Below are 19,014 nucleotides of genomic sequence, written 5' to 3'. Positions count from 1 at the left end.
GATTAACTTAGTCTTGACTAAAGAAGACGGTGAATTAACCAAAGGTTGTGCTGTTCCAGCCCCACATTGCACCCTTAGCGTCTGCAAACTCTATGTAAATGCGATTTTTCGGCACACCTAGAGTTTGGTTAATTTGCTGGCAAAAGTCCTGACTCATTGCTGCGGTTTGGTCTGGCTTCATCGTGCCAACGCTCTTAATCTCAATGTAGCAAACTGGGTCTGTATTCCCTGCAAAGGTCATGGGGATTCCCGGTTCAAAAGCAGTCATTACATAGGATTCTGGTTTTCCCAAATGTTTCGCTAACTTGGCTGATAGGTTTAAAAGCATTGACTCAATTTCAGCTTTTTCAGGAGCAGATGCAGAAGTTTGCACTTTAATTAAAGGCATAGTACCGAAATTAGAATTTTGGATTTTATTTACATTGTTAAGTTTATCGAAACGTAGAGGTACAGAGTACAAAGATTAGGGAGATGGGGAGTAGGGAGTGGGGAGTGGGAGCAGGGGAAAATAACCAATGCCCCAACATTTAGTGATCAGATGAGCGAAATAGATGACTATGTTCAGGATGATATAAACGCGATCGCCCTGTTGCTGTCGAGAGTGCTGGACTGATTATATAAAGTGTAGTGCGAATTAGTTTTTCTTGATGAGTGCAGTTTGCCATTTGATTAAGGGGGACAACCCTGATTTTTTCATCGGGCCATCCGATGCGAAAGCAAATCGCAATGGGAGTTTCGGCTGGATAGTGTTCGAGTAGTTTAGCTTGGGCATTTTCGACGTGACGCGCACTGAGATATAGGCAGAGGCTAGCCTGATGTGCGGCGAGAGAGGCTAATTCTTCAGTGGCGGGGACTTCTGTACGTCCGCTGATGCGTGTCAAGATGATAGTTTGGACTAAACCAGGGACAGTCAGTTCTATTTTGAGTTTGGCAGCCGCCGCTTGAAAGGCGCTGATACCTGGTATGACTTCAAAAGGGATATTTGCCTCCGCTAGGAGGTGCATTTGCTCGTGGATGGCGCTGTAGAGGCTGGGATCGCCAGAATGGAGACGGACTAGAGATTTGTGCTGCGATCGCACCCTATCGATCATAATCGGCAAAATCTCTTCTAAAGTTTGATTCGCAGTCCTAATTATCTCCGCATCTTCTCGGCAAAGTTCTAAAATCTGTTCGGGTACTAAAGAATCAGCAAATAAAATCACATCAGCAGCAGCCAGTAGTTTCTGCGCCTTCACTGTTAATAAATCAGGATCTCCAGGGCCTGCTCCGACAATGTACACAGATGGTTCTACAGCATATAGTGTTTTTTTATAGCTGTGATTTTCTGTATATTCACTTATAAAAGAACACACCGCAATCCCTCCAAAAAATTTTTTGGTATTTTCTCAGTATCTTTCCGGATTCACCCTCTTTCCCTAGTAGAGAGTAATGGTAGATGCACCCTGGTTAAGCCCTAGAGAATATTCTGGGGCATTTTTTATTTTTTGGGTATGGCGCAAAACAGTTCCGAGTTAAGAGTCCTGAGTAAAGAAGTGAGATTCCCCACTCAGCACGGGCTAAACCATAGCTATCCGCTAACAGCACTCAGCACTCCCCTCATCTCCCAATCTCCCCATTACTCTTAGGAGTAGGAACTACATCGGGTAAAGGGCGTCTGAGTAAGTAAAGCCAAGCTAATCCAACTAATCCCAATAAAATTCCTAGACTACTGACTACTTGTGCCATCCGTAATGGCCCCAGCATTAAGCTATCAGTGCGAAAGCCTTCAATCCACAAGCGTCCTAAGCTGTAAGCTGGCCAATAAACTAGAAACAGCGTACCTACCTTCAAGCGTGGCTTACCGGATAAAGACCGGAAAAACAACGTTATTAGTAGCGTAAACACCATTAAATCCCACAGAGATTCGTAGAGGAAGGTGGGATGAAAGTAATCGAAACTAGCATACTCTAGAGGACGATGGTCTGTTGGAATATATAGCTTCCACGGTAAATCACTAGGAGCGCCAAAAGCCTCAGAATTAAAGAAATTGCCCCAACGTCCGATCGCCTGCCCTAAAATCAGTGAAGGCGCTACTAAATCTGCCAGTTGCCAGAAAGAAACCTGCTTGATTTTGGCAAAGATTAACGCAGCCAAAACGCCACCAAGAATTGCTCCGTGAATGGCAATACCTCCTTCCCAGATAGCGAAGATTTTTCCTGGAGTTGGGGCATATTTTGACCACTCAAAAAAAACGTAATATAGCCGTGCGCCAGGAATTGCCCCAATCAACAACCAAAAGAATAAATCGCCTAGCAACTCAGGATTAACATTACGGCGCTTTGCCAATTCCTGGGAAAGGATGACGCCAATTAATACTGCTGTGGCAATCAATAAGCCATACCAGCGGATAGTTAATGGCCCTATTTTCAGCAGAATCGATCCTGGAGAAGTAAATTGAAACGCCAAGGGCAAGGTGGAAAAATCCAGTGCCATGAAAAATTACCTAGAAAAGTTCGTTAACTACCCCCGCACTTTGCTAAGTACGGAGTTTCTTGCATCTCGAATACTGGGGAGTTACGCTTGAATCTACCACAATAGAATTGTGAAGACGTAGGTAAAAATCCAGCATCCATATTTAGGAGTCTAGTTCCTAACGCCTAGTTGAGCATAACTTGTGCCACCAGAACAATTGAGTTTACAGCAGTTTTCATTTATTTGAACCACATCTGTTGTAAGCACACAGCATTGCTGTGCCCCTACAGTGTGGTCTATTTACATGAAATTAGCTTTAACATTCTTACCCAAAGCGCAAGATGGTAGATTTGAGTAAGTTACACAAAACGGTTTCGATATAATCACCTAAACAACTTTGATATATCTAAAATTGTGATTGCTATTTATCCTGGTAGCTTCGACCCCATCACCTTGGGACACCTTGACCTCATCGGGCGCGGTAGTCGGCTGTTTGAGCGGGTGATTGTCGCTGTACTGCGGAACCCTAACAAAATGCCACTTTTTAGTGTGCAGCAACGGCTAGATCAGATCCGTCATTCTACACAACATTTACCGAATGTAGAAGTAGACAGCTTTGATGGTCTTACCGTCAACTATGCCCAAATACGGCAAGCACAAGTTTTACTCCGAGGTTTACGGGCTGTGTCAGATTTTGAAGTGGAACTGCAAATGGCTCACACCAATAAAACTCTTTCTACCCAAATAGAAACAGTTTTTCTCGCAACCTCAAATGAGTATAGTTTTTTAAGTAGTAGTGTGGTAAAAGAGATTGCAAGGTTTGGTGGTTCTATCGATCATCTCGTTCCCCCACACATTGCCCTAGATATATACCAATGCTACAATCACAACTCTCCAATGTTGAACCCAATCTCAACGGAAACAATCCCCCCCCTCAAGAGTATCTCAGTGGATCGGGAACCATAGATATTCAGCAGGAACTCAACCGCCTAGAGGAAATGGTTCTCTCTAGTCTCAGGATTCCGCTGACGGGACGCACACTCATAGATGAAGAAAAGTTGCTCGATCAGCTTGATTACATTCGGCTGGCTTTACCATCACTTTTTCAAGAAGCAGCAGTGATTCTGGAACAAAAGGAAGAAATTCTGCTGGAAGCAGAAGAGTATGGGCAGCAGGTTGTTGAGGCCGCACAAGCAAAAAGAGCGCAAATTTTAGCTGAAAGCAATATTATTCACCAGGCAGAACAAGAAGCTGAACAACTGCGGCGACAAGTGCAACAAGAGTGTGAGGGAATAATGCAAGAAACCCTCGCCGAGATTGACCGCAAGCGGTATGCTTGTCAGCAAGAGTTAGAGCAAATGCGACAAACTGCGATCGCTCAGGCTCAAGAAATTGAAGATGGTGCTGATGTATATGCCGATGGCGTTTTGGGAAATATTGAGCAGGATCTCAAAGAGATGTTGCGAATTATCACCAACGGACGGCAACAATTGCAAATTGATAACCTTACTCAGCGCAATTCACCTCCTGGCAAGAAAAAATAAACTGTAGTCCTAGCATTTACCAGTTTGGGCTGACGGGGTTGTATAAAGATGGTTTGATGCATTTATTCTCATAGAGATGCAATATACACATCCCGTTTATACAAAATATGCTTTCCTAGAGGCGTGACAGCTGATTGAGCTAGTTGCGAGTATCAGGATATAACCAGGTTTTATCTAACGAGACTCAAAATTTCTCAGGTTGTACAGTCAAACTAGAAGAAGGAGATTTACTCTGTTTGTAAGCCACATCTGCTTGGCACATTTACAATATTTTCTGCCAACAGAGGAATATTATGCTAACTAGGTTGAAAGTTTCTGGTTTTAAGAACCTCGTCAATGTTGATGTCCAATTCGGGCCATTTACCTGTGTAGCCGGGGCTAATGGGGTTGGTAAATCTAACTTATTTGATGCGATTAAATTTTTAAGTGCGATCGCCGATATTCAACTAATTGAAGCTGCCTTATCTGTGCGAGATGAAGGAGGTCGAACAGCTGATGTACGTAGTCTGTTTCACCGCGTTGGTGACGAGTATGCAGATAAAATGTCCTTTGATGCCGAGATGATTGTACCAGAAGAGGGTGTAGACGATCTAGGGCAAAAGGCGGAAGCTAGTATTACTTTTCTTCGCTACTCTATCATCCTCGCTTACAGACCAGATGATGGCTTGCGGTCTTTAGGTTCTCTGAAAATCATTAAAGAGGAGTTAGTTCACATCAATCTTGGTGATGCCAAGAAAAACTTATTGTTTCCTCACAGTGTTGAGTGGCGTAAATCAGCAGTTAAGGGGCGACGAACTTCACCATTCATTTCAACCGAGGATGACAAAGGAAAGACAGTAATTAAGCTACATCAAGACGGGAGGAATGGAAAACCCTTGTCTCGGTTAGCGATGAATCTTCCCCGAACCGTGCTATCTGTGGCTAATGCGGCGGAAAGTCCAACGGTGCTGCTGGCGCGAAGAGAAATGCAATCCTGGCGGCTACTTCAGTTAGAACCTTCAGCACTACGGCAGCCAGACGAATTTACATCGCCCACAAAATTAGACATGGATGGTTCTCACTTAGCTGCAACACTCTATCACTTGGCACGGATCAACAAAAATCATCCCATAAATGGACTGTCAGATGATCAGGCGGAAGCACAGGTTTACAGCCAAGTTGCGAATCGGCTGGCAGAACTGATTGATGATGTAGGTGAAGTAGGAATTGACCGGGATGAACGACGTGAAATTTTGACGGTAATAGTTACTGGCAAAGACAGTACATCACATCCAGCAAGGGCACTATCAGGTGGAACCCTGCGCTTTTTGGCATTAGCAGTTCTCGAATTAGACCCTCAAGCACAAGGTCTTTTGTGTATAGAAGAGCCGGAAAACGGTCTTCATCCAGAGCGTATTCTCAAAATACTCAAACTACTTCAAGACATTGCTACTGATGTTGATGAACCTATTGGGATAGATAACCCCCTTCGTCAAGTAATCATCAACACTCACTCACCTTCAGTAGTTATGCAAGTACCTGACGACAGCCTATTGGTTGCTGAATTAAAGGAAACAGTAGATTCTGGGAAGCGATTTAAGCGAGTATCGTTTGCTTGTCTACCTGACACTTGGCGACAGAAAGACCCAGAAGGCATGAATGTTGTACCCAAAAACAAATTACTTGCTTACTTGAATCCGGTAGTACTTGGTGAATCAGAGCCTGAGAGTAATGGAAAAGTAGGAAATCTCCAGCAATCAAAACCAATACAACCCAAAAAACGTCGAGTTGTGGATAGAACTGACCTTCAACCACTAATTCCCGGTTTTCCTACTGAATAGGCATGAAAGAACTTTGCTACACTTTGCTGTCAGACGGCAGTTCAGATAAAGCACTGATGCCTATCCTCACCTGGTTATTACGGGCAAATCTGGTTGATTGTGCTATCCAGTCTAATTGGGCGGATTTGCGACGCTTACCTAAACCACCGAAAAAGTTATTACCACGTATTATCAACAGCTTAGAACTCTATCCTTGTGATCTCTTGTTTATCCACCGAGATGCAGAAAGAGAACCACGCGAAAAACGTATAACGGAAATCTTAGAAGCGCTAGAAGAAGCAGTTAAAAAACCAGTACTAGTACCACCTCATGTTTGTGTGATTCCGGTACGTATGCAGGAAGCGTGGCTCTTATTTGACGAAGCAGCTTTACGGGAAGCGGCAGGTAATCCTCGTGGGCGTCAGCCATTAAAACTGCCAGATATCCGTAGACTTGAACAACTACCTAATCCAAAAGATATTCTCTATGGACTTCTGTGCGAAGCTAGTGAGTTGACAGGTCGGCGGCTAAAGCAATTCTCGGTTAACGAACGTGTACACCGATTAGCTGAACTCATTGATGACTTTTCACCCCTAAGAGCTTTGTCTGCTTTTCAATTACTGGAAACTGAAATTCAACAAGTTATAAAAACACAAGGTTGGTGTTCCTAATAGAGATGCAAAATTTTACATCTCCAAAAGATATTTGCATGAAATCATTACAAAGTATATGTAAAATCTTCCACCAGCATACCGGGAACTAAACTACCTCCAAGTTGACGACTTTCATAAGTACCTACTTCGGGTATGAATTCCTGGAAATTGGTCAAATCTACTAAGTTTTCTCCCCAGAAGCGATAGAGACTTTCGTCAAAACGTAAGTTTTCAATGGGGGCAATAATTTCTCCATTTTCTACCCAAAAACAAGCATAACGGGTCATGCCTGTGATTCTACCAGTTTGGCGATCGCTCCAATTCAAATAATGCAAATTTGATACATATAATCCTGTATCTAAACTCGGAAGAATCTGCTCAAATACTAAATTTCCCGGACTCACTTCTGGCGCTCGTAAAGTCTCTGAACTATTAGCGCCGTTGGCAGTTTTTTGATATTCCTTAGCAGTCCGAGAATTCACCAGAGTGTTTACCAAATCTCCTTTTTCTATTATAGGTAACTCTGGCGCTGCTATTTCTCCCAATTCATTAAATCGTGGTACTAATCCCCGTTGAAAGTTTTCTTTCAAACTAAATGCAGTCGAAAGTTGTTTTTCTTGACGCCATAAAGCAGCTAAAGAACTGTTTCCTTGCTGAATATCAGCTTCGCTCACAGATCCCCAAGAAAGCATCATTAATAAATCTGCAACAGCAGCTGGTGCAAAATACGTTTTGTACTGTCCCCGTGGTAATTCTTTAGCTGGGCGAGCAAGCAATTCTAGTTGCTTTTTGGCTTCGCTAATTTTGGCTATATATACAGATTTATCCCAATCACTCCCTGCAAATGTACCCTTAACTGCTTGTGCCGATGTGGAGAATAGAGAATAATCTAATGTAAAAGAATCAGTAGCAAACCAGTGTTTCTGTCCGTTGGAATCACCATAAGCTTTAATTATCACTCCCCCTGCATATATTCCTGTAAAATCCAATTCAGCAACTAGTTCTAGCACAGTTGATACTACTGCTTCCGCCACCAATAAATTCCCAGAATGTATTTCTCGACTGGTATTATTTCCTGATGGCAAAACTAGATATGGATCGATGGGTAATAGAATAAGTTCATCACGTAGTTCCTGCAAAGCAGCATATGCTAACTGCCAATCTACCTCCCAATTTCCAGTAAAGGGAAACTGCCGAACACTGTTGCGCTGATTTTTCATCAAAGTCAGTTCTATCCAACCATCAGCAACACAACCAGTTTGCCGCACTTTTGCATGATTAAAACGAGTAAATTGACTTATTTCACTGCCGAGTCTCACAGTGAATTGTTCACTTTCTGCTTTTTTGTTCAGAAGAGTTTCAATCAGTTGATTAAAGCTGACTTCTAACGCAGATAATTCCTCAATTTTCATCGATATTAAATATTCATAATGAATAGGGAAAGGGGGGAGAAAGTTATGAGTTATAAGTTAAATAATCTTTTAATTTAAAATTCCTAACTCATAACTTTGTACTTTTTCAAGTTCCTCCACCAAAAACTTCGACATTAGCAAATACACAAACAGGTGAACCATGTCCTACCCAAATGGCCTGATTTGGTTCTCCTTTGCCACAATAAGGAGTACCATACATTTGCCAATTTGTGGCATCTCCTACTTGGATTAAACTATGCCAAAACTCTGGTGTAGTGGCGCGATAGTTGGGATTGCGGAGGGTTTTGGTGAATTTACCGTTTTCAATTAATTTAGCGTACTCACAACCAAATTGGAATTTGTAGCGGCGATCGTCAATTGACCAAGATCGGTTAGATTCCATGAATACGCCGTGTTCTATCCCAGCAATAATGTCTTCAAAAGTGCCGTTTAAAGGCTCTAAATTCAAGTTAGCCATGCGATCGATCGCTGGTCGATTCCATGAGGAAGCACGGGCACAGGCAACTCCTGGTAGACCTGCTCTTGCTTGACTCTCCAGACTGCCTAAACCCCGTTGGAGTACACCTTCTTTAACCAAATACTCCCGTGTTGCTACAGTACCCGTATCATCAAAGCCATAGCTGGCAAATTCACCAGGCACGGTGGGATCAAAGGTAATGTTCATTAGTGGCGAACCATATACTAGGTTGCCAAAATCATTTTTATTAACGAAACTGCCACCAGCATAGTTACGCTCATCTCCCAAAATTCGGTCAATTTCTAGGGGATGCCCGACACTTTCATGGATTTGCAGCATCATTTGGTCTGGGGCTAAAACTAAATTGGTACGGGTGGTTGGGCATTCTTCTGCTGTCAAGAGTTCTATTGCTTGTTCGCCTATTTGCTGCACCCGATGCCATAAGTCTTTTTGTTTTAAAAGTTCGAGTCCGCCTTGGTAACAGTTTGCTTGCGAGCCGTTGTTGCTGCGCTGCTGTACAATCGCCCCATCTTGGGCAGTGGCTCCGTAATTAGTGCCTATAGATAGAATTTTTTGATAGACTTCTGAGCCGTTGCTGCTAATAAACCAAGATTCTCTCTCGGTTGTGCTGGCACTGGCTATGGTTTGCACAATCTTGTCGTCAACTTTGAGCCTTTGGCAAATACGAATCAGTAAATCGTTGATTTCTCCCGGACTTAGAGCATCCAATGGCTCAAGAAATGGAGATTTATATTCACCAACGACTTTAGGGCGCTCACTTTCACTGAAGGGATGTATCCACCATTCACTAGCTGCTAGCGCCTGTTTATAGGCTGTTTGAGCAGCAGATTGTAGAGACGGTAATTCCAGAGAGTTAGTAGCTGCATAACCCAGACAACCATTGACCAAAACTTCCAGCATGGCTCCGACAGTGAAGGATTTGCCGTTTAGTTGGGGTAAGGCATCACGCACTAAACGGGTAGTAGAAGTCTCTTTTACGGCTCTAATACCAATCCAATCAGCGGGAATATCGAAACTAGCGATCGCTTTTTTGAGTTCAGACCACATAATTCAATTCAAAATTCAAAATTCAAAATTCAAAATTCATGAAGTTATTGTTGACTATTTTGTTTGGTTTTGACAACTATTGTGGCAATGATTTTGATTAACTCGTTAATTTCCCCCAAAATTGGCAGTAGACGGTCTTCGGAAATCAACTCAGTTGCAATTAGAAGTCTTAGCCAGTATTTGGTTTCCCTACTTTCTTTTAGAGCAATCTCTAGCTTGTGAACAAAATCGGCTGTACTTTGTGCCGATTGCGATTCTTCAACGTTTGCTCCAATCGACGTACCAGACTTTAGTAACTGTTGCGAGAGTGTTCGCCCCACTCCAGAACTTTCATTGAGTACCTTACAAAGGTTAATTATGCGAACAGAAAATTCAAATGTTCTCTCAGTGATTTGTTTGTGGTTGTTCATCATTTTGAATTTAATTATTCCGATGCCAGCGCGTGCCATCACGGCTATCAATTAGCGTAATACCTTCTGCTTGGAGTTCGTCACGAATGCGATCGCTTTCGGCAAAATTTTTGGCAATACGTGCTTGTTGCCTTTGCTGAATTTTCGCCTCAATTTCCGCATCGCTTAAACCACTACTTGTGTAAGTTTCTGTTTCTATCTCGGCTTCTAAACCTAAAACTTCAGCTAAGGTGACAAGAGTTTGCCATTGACGCTGTAACTCCTCTGGTGATGTTTCGGTTTTCCCTTCATGCACAAGAATGTTTCTCTGATGACGCACTTCTTTGGCTAATTCAAACAGCACTGTTAATCCACCAGGAAAATTAAAGTCATTATTCACAGTTTCTTGGAAGCGTTCAACATAGCGATTGGGTACTGGGTATTGGGTACTGGGTATTGGGATATTCCCAGTCCCAAGTCCCCAGTCCCCAGTCCCTAAATCCCAACCTAGTTTTTTACCGTATTGGTAGCCGAAGAGTAAACCTTCTTTAATGGTGTGCCAACCGTTGGTTGCTGCGGCGATCGCTTCATCGGTAAAATCAATGGGTGTACGATATTGAGCGGTCAGTACGAACAACCGCACCGCCATCGGGTCAACTCCTCGATCCAGCAATTCTCGAATAGTGATAAAGTTGCCCAAAGATTTGGACATTTTTTCACCATCTACCTTCACCATGCCGTTATGCAACCAATAACGCGCTAGGGGTTTTCCTGTCACAGCCTCAGATTGGGCAATTTCGTTTTCGTGGTGGGGAAAAATTAAGTCAGCACCACCAGTATGAATATCTATGGTATCACCCAGGCGATCGCGCACCATTGCCGAGCATTCTATATGCCACCCCGGACGACCTGCGCCCCAAGGTGATTCCCAAGCTGGTTCTCCCGGTTTTGCTGCCTTCCACAAAGCAAAATCAAAGGGGTCTTTCTTTTTCTGATATTCTGGATCTTCTATGTTGACGCGATCGCTTTTCCCCGCTTGCATATCTTCTAACTTGCGTCCTGAAAGCTTGCCATACTCAGCAAATTTTCGTACTGCATAATACACATCGCCGTCAGCAGGGTAGGCAAAACCCTTATTTTCCAACTCATGAATTAACCGTTGAATGCCATTCATCGTATGGGTAGCGCGGGGATACTCATCAGCTTCTTTGATCCCCAGCCGCGCCATATCCTCAAAATATGCTTTGATAAAGCGATCGGCTACAGCTTCCATTGATGAATGTTCAACACAGGCTCGATTCAGAATCTTGTCATCAATATCGGTAAAATTTTGGATATATCGCACTTGATAACCGATAAACTGGAGGTATCGGCGCACTACGTCCCAAACGATGCAAGCTCTAGCATGACCCAAATGGCAGTAATCGTACACCGTCACGCCGCAGTAATACATCTTAACCTTGCCTGGTTCGACTGTTTCAAACGGTTCTTGACGACGGGTGAGGGTATTGTAAAGGGTTAGGGTCATAACAGAGTAATGCTGAAATAGAGAGATACGTAATAATAGGGTAAGGCAGCTGGGATGACAGTCCAGCATCCCTATGCTAATGTTTTCTGGACTATCTGCGCTACATTACTATTTTTTGACATTTGATAACAGCGCTATGCAATCAGCAGTTACACCCGAATCTTCCGCAATGGATACGCCCAAACAAGGAATGCCAGTAACAATTATTACGGGTTTCCTCGGTAGTGGCAAGACGACTTTACTTAATCATATCCTCAACAATCAACAGGGTTTGAAAACCGCTGTTCTCGTGAATGAATTTGGCGAAATTGGCATCGACAACGAGCTAATTGTTTCCACTGGTGAGAACATGGTGGAGCTAAATAATGGTTGTATCTGCTGCACTATTAATAATGATTTGGTAGATGCAGTTTACAAAGTTTTAGAACGCCAAGAAAATCTAGATTATCTAGTAGTGGAAACAACTGGATTGGCAGATCCGCTACCAGTAGCTTTAACATTTCTGGGCACAGAATTGCGGGATTTAACCCGCTTGGATTCGATTATTACCGTGGTAGACGCGGCGAATTACAGCCTAGATTTATTTAACTCTGAGGCAGCATACAGCCAGATTGCCTATGGTGATGTAATTGTGCTGAACAAGACTGATTTAGTTGATGAAGCCACTTTGAAGGAGTTAGAAAGAAAAATTAACGAAGTTAAGGAAGGAGCAAGAATTATTCGCACCACGCGATCGCAAGTGCCACTTCCTTTAATTCTGAGTGTTGGTCTGTTTGAGTCTGATAAATATTTTGACACAGTGGTAGATCACCACGACCATCACGATCATGATGATCATGATCACTCAACATGCGGTCATGATCATCACGATCATGACCATGAGCATCACCATCATTCTGACCATTTAGAAAATGATGGTTTTACTTCCATATCTTTCCAAAGTGACAAGCCTTTTTCTATTAGGAAGTTTCAGTATTTCTTAGATAACCAGCTACCCACAAATATCTTCCGGGCGAAGGGGATTATGTGGTTTGATGAAAGTCCGAAGCGTCATATTTTCCACCTTTGCGGTAAACGCTTTACCTTGGATGATGATGAATGGCAAGGTAAATTGAAAAACCAACTAGTGCTGATTGGTCAAAATTTAGATCGTGAGGCTTTAATTACTCAACTCGAAAACTGTATTTGTCTACCTTCAACCTCTCGCGGTAAAGGCTTTGGAAAATAAAAGTTAGAGACGCGATTAATCGCGTCTGTACGTTCCCAGGTTCCACCTGGGAATGCATTCCCAATGGCTCCGCCATCGATTTTGAGCAATGAAAATGAGAGAATAGCGACGCCGAATAGCCCGTCGTAGACATCGCTTCCTCACTCCCCTGCATTACCAGTTTCTTCACTTCGCAACTGCTGTACCTGCTCCACGGATAACCCCGTCACTTTCGCCACTATTTCCACCGAGATTCCCTCTTTGAGCAAATTCATCGCTATACGCCGCACTTCTTGGGCACGACCTTCAGCAAGGAAAATTGAAACGTTGATGAAGGTTTAGATTAAAATGCGCGTTGTTATCCAGCGAATTAAATCATCTCAAGTTACAGTTAATGGTGAAATTGTCGGTAAAGTTGGGCGGGGGCTAAATTTACTCGTAGGTATTGCTAATACTGATACTGATGCTGAAATCGACTGGATGGTGCGTAAATGCTTGGAATTGCGGCTGTTTCCTGACGAGGAAGGAGACGACCGTTGGCAAAAATCTGTACAAGAAATTAGCGGCGATTTGTTAGTAGTCAGTCAGTTTACGCTTTACGGAGACTGTCGCAAAGGTCGCCGTCCTTCTTTTGACCGTTCAGCCGCTCCCCAATCAGCAGAAGATTTGTATAATCGTTTTGTTACCAAGTTAAGAGCTAGCGGTTTGCAGGTGGAAACAGGTCAATTTGGTGCAATGATGCAAGTTACAATTGAAAACGACGGCCCCGTAACTTTGTTACTGGAGAAAGAAGCAATTTAAGTATATACACTCAAAAAAGGAATAACAGTAGCCTCTAGACTGTGGTGTTGTAATTGATGAGAGAATATTAAATTAACCATCACAAAAGTTTAAATTCATTCATCATGGCGAAAATCCAGTTTTCTAAAGGTCTTGACGAAGAAGTAACTCCAGAGGTGCGCTTGACGCGATCGCGCTCTGGCGACAGTGGTACAGCGACGTTTATTTTTACGAATCCGAAGATTTTAGATCAAAGTAGCACCGAAGATATTACCGGGATGTACTTAATTGACGAAGAAGGCGAGATAATTACCCGTGAAGTTAAGGCTAAATTTGTCAACGGAAAACCGGAAGCATTAGAAGCACTTTACGTGATGAAATCTGCCCAAGAATGGGATCGCTTTATGCGCTTCATGGAACGGTATGCTGAAGAAAACGATCTGGGACTGAGCAAAGCTTAAGCTGTAATTAGTCCTTAGTCATTAGTTATTTCCTAAAAATCAAAAACTAAGGACTAATAACTTTATATAGCGGTTTAACAACTTCACCATGACGTCACAACCCCATCCAGACTCGCCTAGAATTACAGTAACTTGTGCTGTGGTTACTATCAGCGATACACGCACTTTTGAAACAGACAAAAGTGGCCAGCTAATTCAGCAGTTACTCCTTGGTGCTAACCATGCTGTAGGAGCCTACACGATTATCAAAGATGAACCAACACAAATTCAAGAGCAGATAGAAAATCTGGGTAAAAGCTCAAATTTGGATGCTGTAATTTTCAATGGTGGTACAGGTATTGCACCAAGAGATACCACCTACGATGCTATTGAGAAATTACTAGAGAAAACCTTGCCGGGATTTGGTGAATTATTTCGTTTTTTAAGTTATCAAGAAATTGGTTCGCGGGCGATCGCATCTCGCGCTGTTGCTGGCGTTTATCAAAATAAATTAATCTTCTCGCTTCCTGGTTCCAGTAATGCTGTGCGACTGGCGATGGAAAAATTGATTTTACCTGAACTCACTCACTTGGTAAGTCAGGTTTGTCAGGGGTTGAAATGAGCAGCCTTTCAGAAAGTTAGCATGAGGACTTTTGTAAAAAAAACACATCACGCACTGAACTTATACCTTCTATGGTTACATCTTGAGCCTATCTAGAATTATAGTAAAACGGATGAAATGTTAATATCAGATCAGCAATGGAGCCTATTTACTGGAATTGCATAATTGCTCACGGCATCACTGCATTTTCATACTTTGGCATCCCCATAGTAATAGGGGTTTTCTTTGCCAAAACTAAGGCAACTATCCCTTCTAAGTTTTGGCTAGCCTTTTTCTTATCAGGTGGATTCGTACTATTTTGCGGATTTCATCACCTTCTGGCGGTCTTTGAGCCACATTCGGCAGTGTCCCTGTTGCATTTAGGCGTACTCGACTTAATGGCGTTTATTTCCTTATCTGCCTTACTCTACCTGATGCCAACCGCTTATCAAATTGTAGAGGCGATCGCCAGATATGAAGAAGATATCCGCGAACTTCAACGCAGCCAGCAGATGCAACGGTTATTCCTAGATCAGAGTCCGTTTGCAGCCTATATCAAAGATGAGCAATCTAGAATGCTCTACTACAACCAGGAGCTACAGTCTAGATTTTCGGTAAATCCACAAGAATGGTTGGGAAAAACGGATAGTGAATTCTTGCCAGATTCAGAAGAGGGACGGCGGATAATGGAAAACGATCAAGTCGTTTTGAAGACTCTACGCCCCTTGAAGCTGATTGAAGAGGCAAAGATACCTGGTAATGATCAGCCGTCCTACTGGCTATCGTTTAAGTTTCCGTTTAGCGATTACGCAACGGGCGCTTGCCGCGTCGGTGGGATCAGTATCGATATTACAGAATCCATAGAAGCACAGCGATCGCTCACTAACCTAAATCGGCAGTTAGAAGAAAAAACACTGAAATTAGAGGCAAAAAAACAGGAACTTATATATCTCTCAGATATGGCGGATATGCTTTATTCCTGCGAGTCTGAAGATGAGGTGTATCAAGTGGTCGCTTTAACCTGTCCCAAGCTGTTTTCTAATATGAGTGGTTCTATCTATATAATTGCTAACTCCAAGAATTATGTTGAGATCAAGAGTCTTTGGGGAGGTGAAAGAAGCAGTAAAGAAATATTTTCACAATCTGAGTGTTGGGCATTGCGGAGAGGGAAATTAAACCTTTTATCGCCTCGGAACTCAGGACTGATGTGCAGCCACTTAATACAGCCTGTTAATGGCACACATTTGTGTGTTCCATTGTTTGGACAAGGCGAAGTAGTTGGGATTTTACACATCTATGCGCCTGAAGAAATCAGTCCCGAAGACCAACAAATTACTGAGATTATTGCTAGAACCTTAGCTTTTGCACTGAATAATATATCGATAAAACAACGTCTAGCCTATGATAACTTGCGGGATGGGATGACCCAACTATTCAATCAAAACTATCTGCAAACCATAACGGAACAGAGGCTAGCGGAAGCTGAACGGTTGGGACAACCTCTGAGTGTTATTTTCCTTGATATCGATAACTTCAAATCTTACAACTCGCGCTATGGGCATTTGACTGCTAACATTGTTCTTCAGGGATTAGCAAAACTGCTGTTAAAATCTATTCGCTCTTTTGACATTGCTTGCAGATGGGGTGGTGAAGAATTTGTAATTGTGATGCCTAATATGACCCTGGAAACACTCAGGAAGCGAGTAGAACAACTCAGGGTAGATATTGAACAAATGCAATTGAAGGACGGCGATCAGATCCTCGAAAGCATTACCGCTTCTTTTGGAATAGCTGTATCAGAACCAGGGATTACAGTTAAGGATTTTCTGAATCGGGCAGATCAAGCGATGCTTGAGGCAAAGCGAACAGGGAAGAATCGGGTTATGGAGTATTTGACACTCTCAACACTAAAGTGACTGAGATTCTGAGTTCAACGACATGCCTTAAAATTGTCTATCCTTGCGCCAATATTTAAACCTGACACCGAGACATTAACAATTCAAAATTCAAAATGACGCTCTCTACGAGACGCTAAAAGCGAACGCAGACTCGCTAACGCTACGCTAACAAAATTCAAAATTAAAGACATTTTCAGACGGCGATTTAAACCCCGACTGAAAATGATCGGAGGCGGAGTGGCTCCGACTCCGCGCTACCTGTATTGTTGGGGTCTTAAACCCTTTGATTTACGATAAACGGCTATATCTGAATAGATTTTGTCTAAAAAACAACTCCCTGAAGATGTAGGAGTTGTCATTTTGTATTCGAGCAGTTTTTCAAACGATTCAGAATGGAGTGAGCGCCAAGCAGATAGCAGCCAATATAGCAGCGATGACATAAAATACTCCAACCACCTGTAATTCTGACCAGCCAGTTAGTTCTAAATGATGGTGTAAGGGTGCCATTTTGAAGAGGCGCTTGCCTTTGCCATCAGGGCCCTTAGTGGCTTTGTAATAACTTACCTGCGCCATCACCGAAAGAGTTTCTACGAAGAAGATACCACTGAGAATGAACAGAGCTACTAAGGTATTTGTCAATAGGGCTACAGCAGCTAAAGCTCCTCCCAGTGCTAAAGAACCAGTATCTCCCATGAAAACGCGGGCTGGGTTACGATTATGGGCTAAGAAACCTAAGCACCCACCACTTAAAGCAGCACAGAAAACCATCAACCCTGGTGCTGTAGGTGCAATTAAAGCACCTAATGCCAAAAGTGCGATCGCTACTGTTCCGGCTGCCAAGCCATCAATACCATCTGTTAAATTAGTCGCATTACTTTCTGCAACTAGCACAAAACCTGCTAGAGGCCAGAATAAGAATCCCAAGGGTAGTGTGAAGCTCACCCAAGGCAAAGCAATATTTGTAATATTATTAGAAGGTTGATTAAACATCAACCATAGACAAAACACAGCCGCAAAACCTACCTGCAAAGCCAGTTTCGTTCGGGGAGATATACCTTTATTTGATTTCCGGCGCAGAATTTGCCAATCGTCGAGCCAGCCAATCAATCCGTAGCTGATTGTCAATGCCGAAACTGCAATCACCTCTGTAGCAAAGTTAGACAATATGCAGGCAATTATCACACCTACAGGTATAAAAAATATACCTCCCATTGTTGGCGTGCCTGCTTTTTTCAAATGGGCTTGGGGGCCATCTTCACGAATTATTTGTCCAGTTTTAAGTGCTTGAAGTAAGGGTATTACCCAATAGCCCACGACACCTGAACCCACCGCACACAATAATAGTGGCAGGGTTAAGGACATACTTTGCCAAGGTAGCCTATTGGCGATCGAATCCAAATAAAATGCTGTTGTACCTAACCCTACGGCTAATAAAGAGGCTAGAGCGATTCCAGAAATATTTAATCCTTGCTCAGAAGATAATTTAGCGTCCACAGAAGTTTCCCTTCACTCCACACTTAATAAAACTGAATACCAGGAACTAGGGATACTACCAAGTCCCTAGCCTGAAAAGGCTAATCCTCAGCGATTCCTATATCGTCATCATCATCAAGGTCGTAGCCAATTCCATCTTCTACACCCATTAAGGAGTCTATTCCTTCTTCGTCATTTTGAAAATCCGGTTCGTGAATGTCACGCGCGATGATCCGACCGTTGGTTTGCAACCAGTTCAACAAAGAGGACTGTTGCTTTAGGGGGATGACATCGGCTCGCTGGTTACGCAGTTCTTCACGTAATGGAGAGTTCAACATATCGAGTGAGGACAAGAAAAGGTTTACGTAAGTTGACATTTAGAGTCTATCACTTGACATGGATTTATTTAGTTATCTTTTCAACCCTTTAGTTGATAAATCCGCATTCAGATAGAAATTTTTTTATTTAATAGGCGTATGGCTTACGTCAAGCGATTATTAGTAATTTTTATGGCTCTACACATAGGCGATGAATATCTTGTTTATGCTGATGGAAAGTGAATGATTTTTGAGGTGACAGGCGATGATGGGAAAAGCGGCTCTTATAGATGCGATCGCTGATACAAATCGCGGTCTACTGGCGACTGAACTACAGAAACAGGCTATCTTAGCTGCGATCGCCAATTTAGAAGACTTTAATCCTACACCCCGTCCGGTGGAAGCTAACAATTTGCTAGATGGCAATTGGCGATTACTATACACCACCAGCAAGGCTCTTTTAAACTTAGATCGTCTACCTTTGTGCAAACTGGGTCAAATCTATCAGTGTATCCGGGTAGAAACTACCAGTGTTTACAACATAGCTGAGATTTATGGCTTACCTTATCTGGAAGGATTAGTCAGCATTGCTGCTAAATTTGAGCCAGTTTCAGGTCGGCGTGTCCAAGTTAAATTTGAGCGTTCTATTATTGGCTTACAACGTTTAATAGAATACAATTCTCCGGTAACTTTTATCCAACAAATTGAAGCTGGTAGAAAATTTCCGGCAATTGATGTTGCAATAAACAGTGATAAACAGCAAGGCTGGTTAGATATCACTTATATAGATAATGATCTGCGGATCGGCAGAGGTAACGAGGGTAGTGTGTTCGTATTGAGTAAAACATAAGTTTGTGCAAAAATACTGTTTCGGAACGAAGTTACACTATAACGTGTACCTTGTCAAGTAGGGTCTAATACTTTTTTAAATTTGGGATGTGGTATGGGAGTGGGGAAGGTGGGGCCCCCTCTGGGG

Annotated in this window: 19 protein-coding genes; 10 read left to right on the top strand and 9 right to left on the bottom strand. The window is 42.7% G+C overall.

The window, feature by feature from the left end; all coding sequences use genetic code 11:
- Positions 1 to 34: 34 nt before the first annotated feature.
- The 3 genes from HWQ41_RS13975 to lgt all read right to left on the bottom strand — a co-directional run bounded on the left by HWQ41_RS13975 (position 35) and on the right by lgt (position 2,472).
- The gene (locus HWQ41_RS13975; RefSeq protein WP_292763559.1) at positions 35 to 388 is read right to left on the bottom strand and encodes a phenylpyruvate tautomerase MIF-related protein; all 354 of its coding nucleotides are present in this window, start codon (positions 386 to 388) and stop codon (positions 35 to 37) included.
- A gap of 139 nt (positions 389 to 527) precedes the next feature.
- Complete coding sequence (gene cobM, locus HWQ41_RS13970) at positions 528 to 1,340, bottom strand: precorrin-4 C(11)-methyltransferase (RefSeq protein WP_292763572.1); 813 nt, start codon at positions 1,338 to 1,340, stop codon at positions 528 to 530.
- 256 nt (positions 1,341 to 1,596) lie between these two features.
- Positions 1,597 to 2,472, bottom strand: a complete 876-nt coding sequence (gene lgt, locus HWQ41_RS13965; protein ID WP_292763558.1) for a prolipoprotein diacylglyceryl transferase — start codon at positions 2,470 to 2,472, stop codon at positions 1,597 to 1,599.
- Positions 2,473 to 2,865: 393 nt separating this feature from the next.
- Between lgt and coaD the strand changes: the two genes are divergently transcribed.
- The 4 genes from coaD to HWQ41_RS13945 all read left to right on the top strand — a co-directional run bounded on the left by coaD (position 2,866) and on the right by HWQ41_RS13945 (position 6,465).
- Positions 2,866 to 3,417 (top strand): pantetheine-phosphate adenylyltransferase, encoded by a 552-nt coding sequence (gene coaD, locus HWQ41_RS13960; RefSeq protein WP_292763557.1) that lies wholly within the window; start codon positions 2,866 to 2,868, stop codon positions 3,415 to 3,417.
- The gene (locus HWQ41_RS13955) at positions 3,327 to 3,995 is read left to right on the top strand and encodes a DivIVA domain-containing protein (RefSeq protein ID WP_292763556.1); all 669 of its coding nucleotides are present in this window, start codon (positions 3,327 to 3,329) and stop codon (positions 3,993 to 3,995) included. The genes coaD and HWQ41_RS13955 overlap by 91 nt, the downstream gene beginning before the upstream one ends.
- 293 nt (positions 3,996 to 4,288) lie before the next feature.
- The gene (locus tag HWQ41_RS13950; RefSeq protein WP_292763555.1) at positions 4,289 to 5,815 is read left to right on the top strand and encodes an AAA family ATPase; all 1,527 of its coding nucleotides are present in this window, start codon (positions 4,289 to 4,291) and stop codon (positions 5,813 to 5,815) included.
- Between the two features lie 2 nt (positions 5,816 to 5,817).
- Positions 5,818 to 6,465 (top strand): DUF4276 family protein, encoded by a 648-nt coding sequence (locus HWQ41_RS13945; protein ID WP_292763554.1) that lies wholly within the window; start codon positions 5,818 to 5,820, stop codon positions 6,463 to 6,465.
- A 47-nt stretch (positions 6,466 to 6,512) separates the two neighbouring features.
- Here HWQ41_RS13945 and HWQ41_RS13940 read toward each other — a convergent pair whose 3' ends face one another.
- The 4 genes from HWQ41_RS13940 to cysS form a co-directional block, all read right to left on the bottom strand.
- Complete coding sequence (locus tag HWQ41_RS13940; protein WP_292763553.1) at positions 6,513 to 7,859, bottom strand: TldD/PmbA family protein; 1,347 nt, start codon at positions 7,857 to 7,859, stop codon at positions 6,513 to 6,515.
- A gap of 106 nt (positions 7,860 to 7,965) precedes the next feature.
- Positions 7,966 to 9,405: a TldD/PmbA family protein gene (locus HWQ41_RS13935; protein ID WP_292763552.1), complete on the bottom strand. Its 1,440-nt coding sequence runs from the start codon at positions 9,403 to 9,405 to the stop codon at positions 7,966 to 7,968.
- A 44-nt stretch (positions 9,406 to 9,449) separates the two neighbouring features.
- A complete protein-coding gene (locus tag HWQ41_RS13930) occupies positions 9,450 to 9,815 on the bottom strand; it encodes a four helix bundle protein (RefSeq protein ID WP_292763571.1) in 366 nt (121 codons plus the stop codon).
- 10 nt (positions 9,816 to 9,825) lie between these two features.
- Positions 9,826 to 11,322, bottom strand: a complete 1,497-nt coding sequence (gene cysS / locus HWQ41_RS13925; RefSeq protein WP_292763551.1) for a cysteine--tRNA ligase — start codon at positions 11,320 to 11,322, stop codon at positions 9,826 to 9,828.
- Positions 11,323 to 11,458: 136 nt separating this feature from the next.
- Here cysS and HWQ41_RS13920 point away from each other — a divergent pair, with 136 nt between their 5' ends.
- From HWQ41_RS13920 to HWQ41_RS13900, 5 genes are all read left to right on the top strand, one after another.
- Positions 11,459 to 12,550, top strand: a complete 1,092-nt coding sequence (locus HWQ41_RS13920; protein ID WP_292763550.1) for a GTP-binding protein — start codon at positions 11,459 to 11,461, stop codon at positions 12,548 to 12,550.
- Between the two features lie 327 nt (positions 12,551 to 12,877).
- Positions 12,878 to 13,330, top strand: coding sequence for a D-aminoacyl-tRNA deacylase (gene dtd / locus HWQ41_RS13915; RefSeq protein WP_292763549.1), 453 nt, complete (start codon positions 12,878 to 12,880; stop codon positions 13,328 to 13,330).
- A gap of 104 nt (positions 13,331 to 13,434) precedes the next feature.
- Positions 13,435 to 13,770 (top strand): photosystem II reaction center protein Psb28, encoded by a 336-nt coding sequence (psb28, locus tag HWQ41_RS13910; protein WP_292763548.1) that lies wholly within the window; start codon positions 13,435 to 13,437, stop codon positions 13,768 to 13,770.
- Positions 13,771 to 13,858: 88 nt separating this feature from the next.
- On the top strand, positions 13,859 to 14,371 hold the full coding sequence (locus HWQ41_RS13905) for a molybdenum cofactor biosynthesis protein B (RefSeq protein ID WP_292763547.1): 513 nt from the start codon (positions 13,859 to 13,861) through the stop codon (positions 14,369 to 14,371).
- Positions 14,372 to 14,508: 137 nt separating this feature from the next.
- Positions 14,509 to 16,266, top strand: a complete 1,758-nt coding sequence (locus HWQ41_RS13900; RefSeq protein ID WP_292763546.1) for a diguanylate cyclase — start codon at positions 14,509 to 14,511, stop codon at positions 16,264 to 16,266.
- 369 nt (positions 16,267 to 16,635) lie between these two features.
- On the opposite strand, the gene mraY is transcribed toward HWQ41_RS13900, so the two are convergent.
- Together mraY and HWQ41_RS13890 are read right to left on the bottom strand one after the other, a co-directional pair.
- Positions 16,636 to 17,742 carry a phospho-N-acetylmuramoyl-pentapeptide-transferase gene (gene mraY, locus HWQ41_RS13895; RefSeq protein WP_292763545.1) on the bottom strand — a complete coding sequence of 369 codons (1,107 nt, stop codon included), beginning with the start codon at positions 17,740 to 17,742 and terminating at the stop codon, positions 16,636 to 16,638.
- Between the two features lie 80 nt (positions 17,743 to 17,822).
- Positions 17,823 to 18,059: a DUF3134 domain-containing protein gene (locus tag HWQ41_RS13890; RefSeq protein WP_292763544.1), complete on the bottom strand. Its 237-nt coding sequence runs from the start codon at positions 18,057 to 18,059 to the stop codon at positions 17,823 to 17,825.
- Positions 18,060 to 18,303: 244 nt separating this feature from the next.
- Between HWQ41_RS13890 and HWQ41_RS13885 the strand changes: the two genes are divergently transcribed.
- Positions 18,304 to 18,888, top strand: a complete 585-nt coding sequence (locus tag HWQ41_RS13885) for a PAP/fibrillin family protein (protein WP_292763543.1) — start codon at positions 18,304 to 18,306, stop codon at positions 18,886 to 18,888.
- Positions 18,889 to 19,014 lie beyond the last annotated feature (126 nt).

It is taken from the genome of Nostoc sp. NOS(2021) (assembly GCF_017115025.1).
GTDB lineage: Bacteria > Cyanobacteriota > Cyanobacteriia > Cyanobacteriales > Nostocaceae > Nostoc.
The sequence above is the reverse complement of the archived record's forward strand: the minus strand, read 5'-3'. Positions and strand labels throughout refer to the sequence as shown.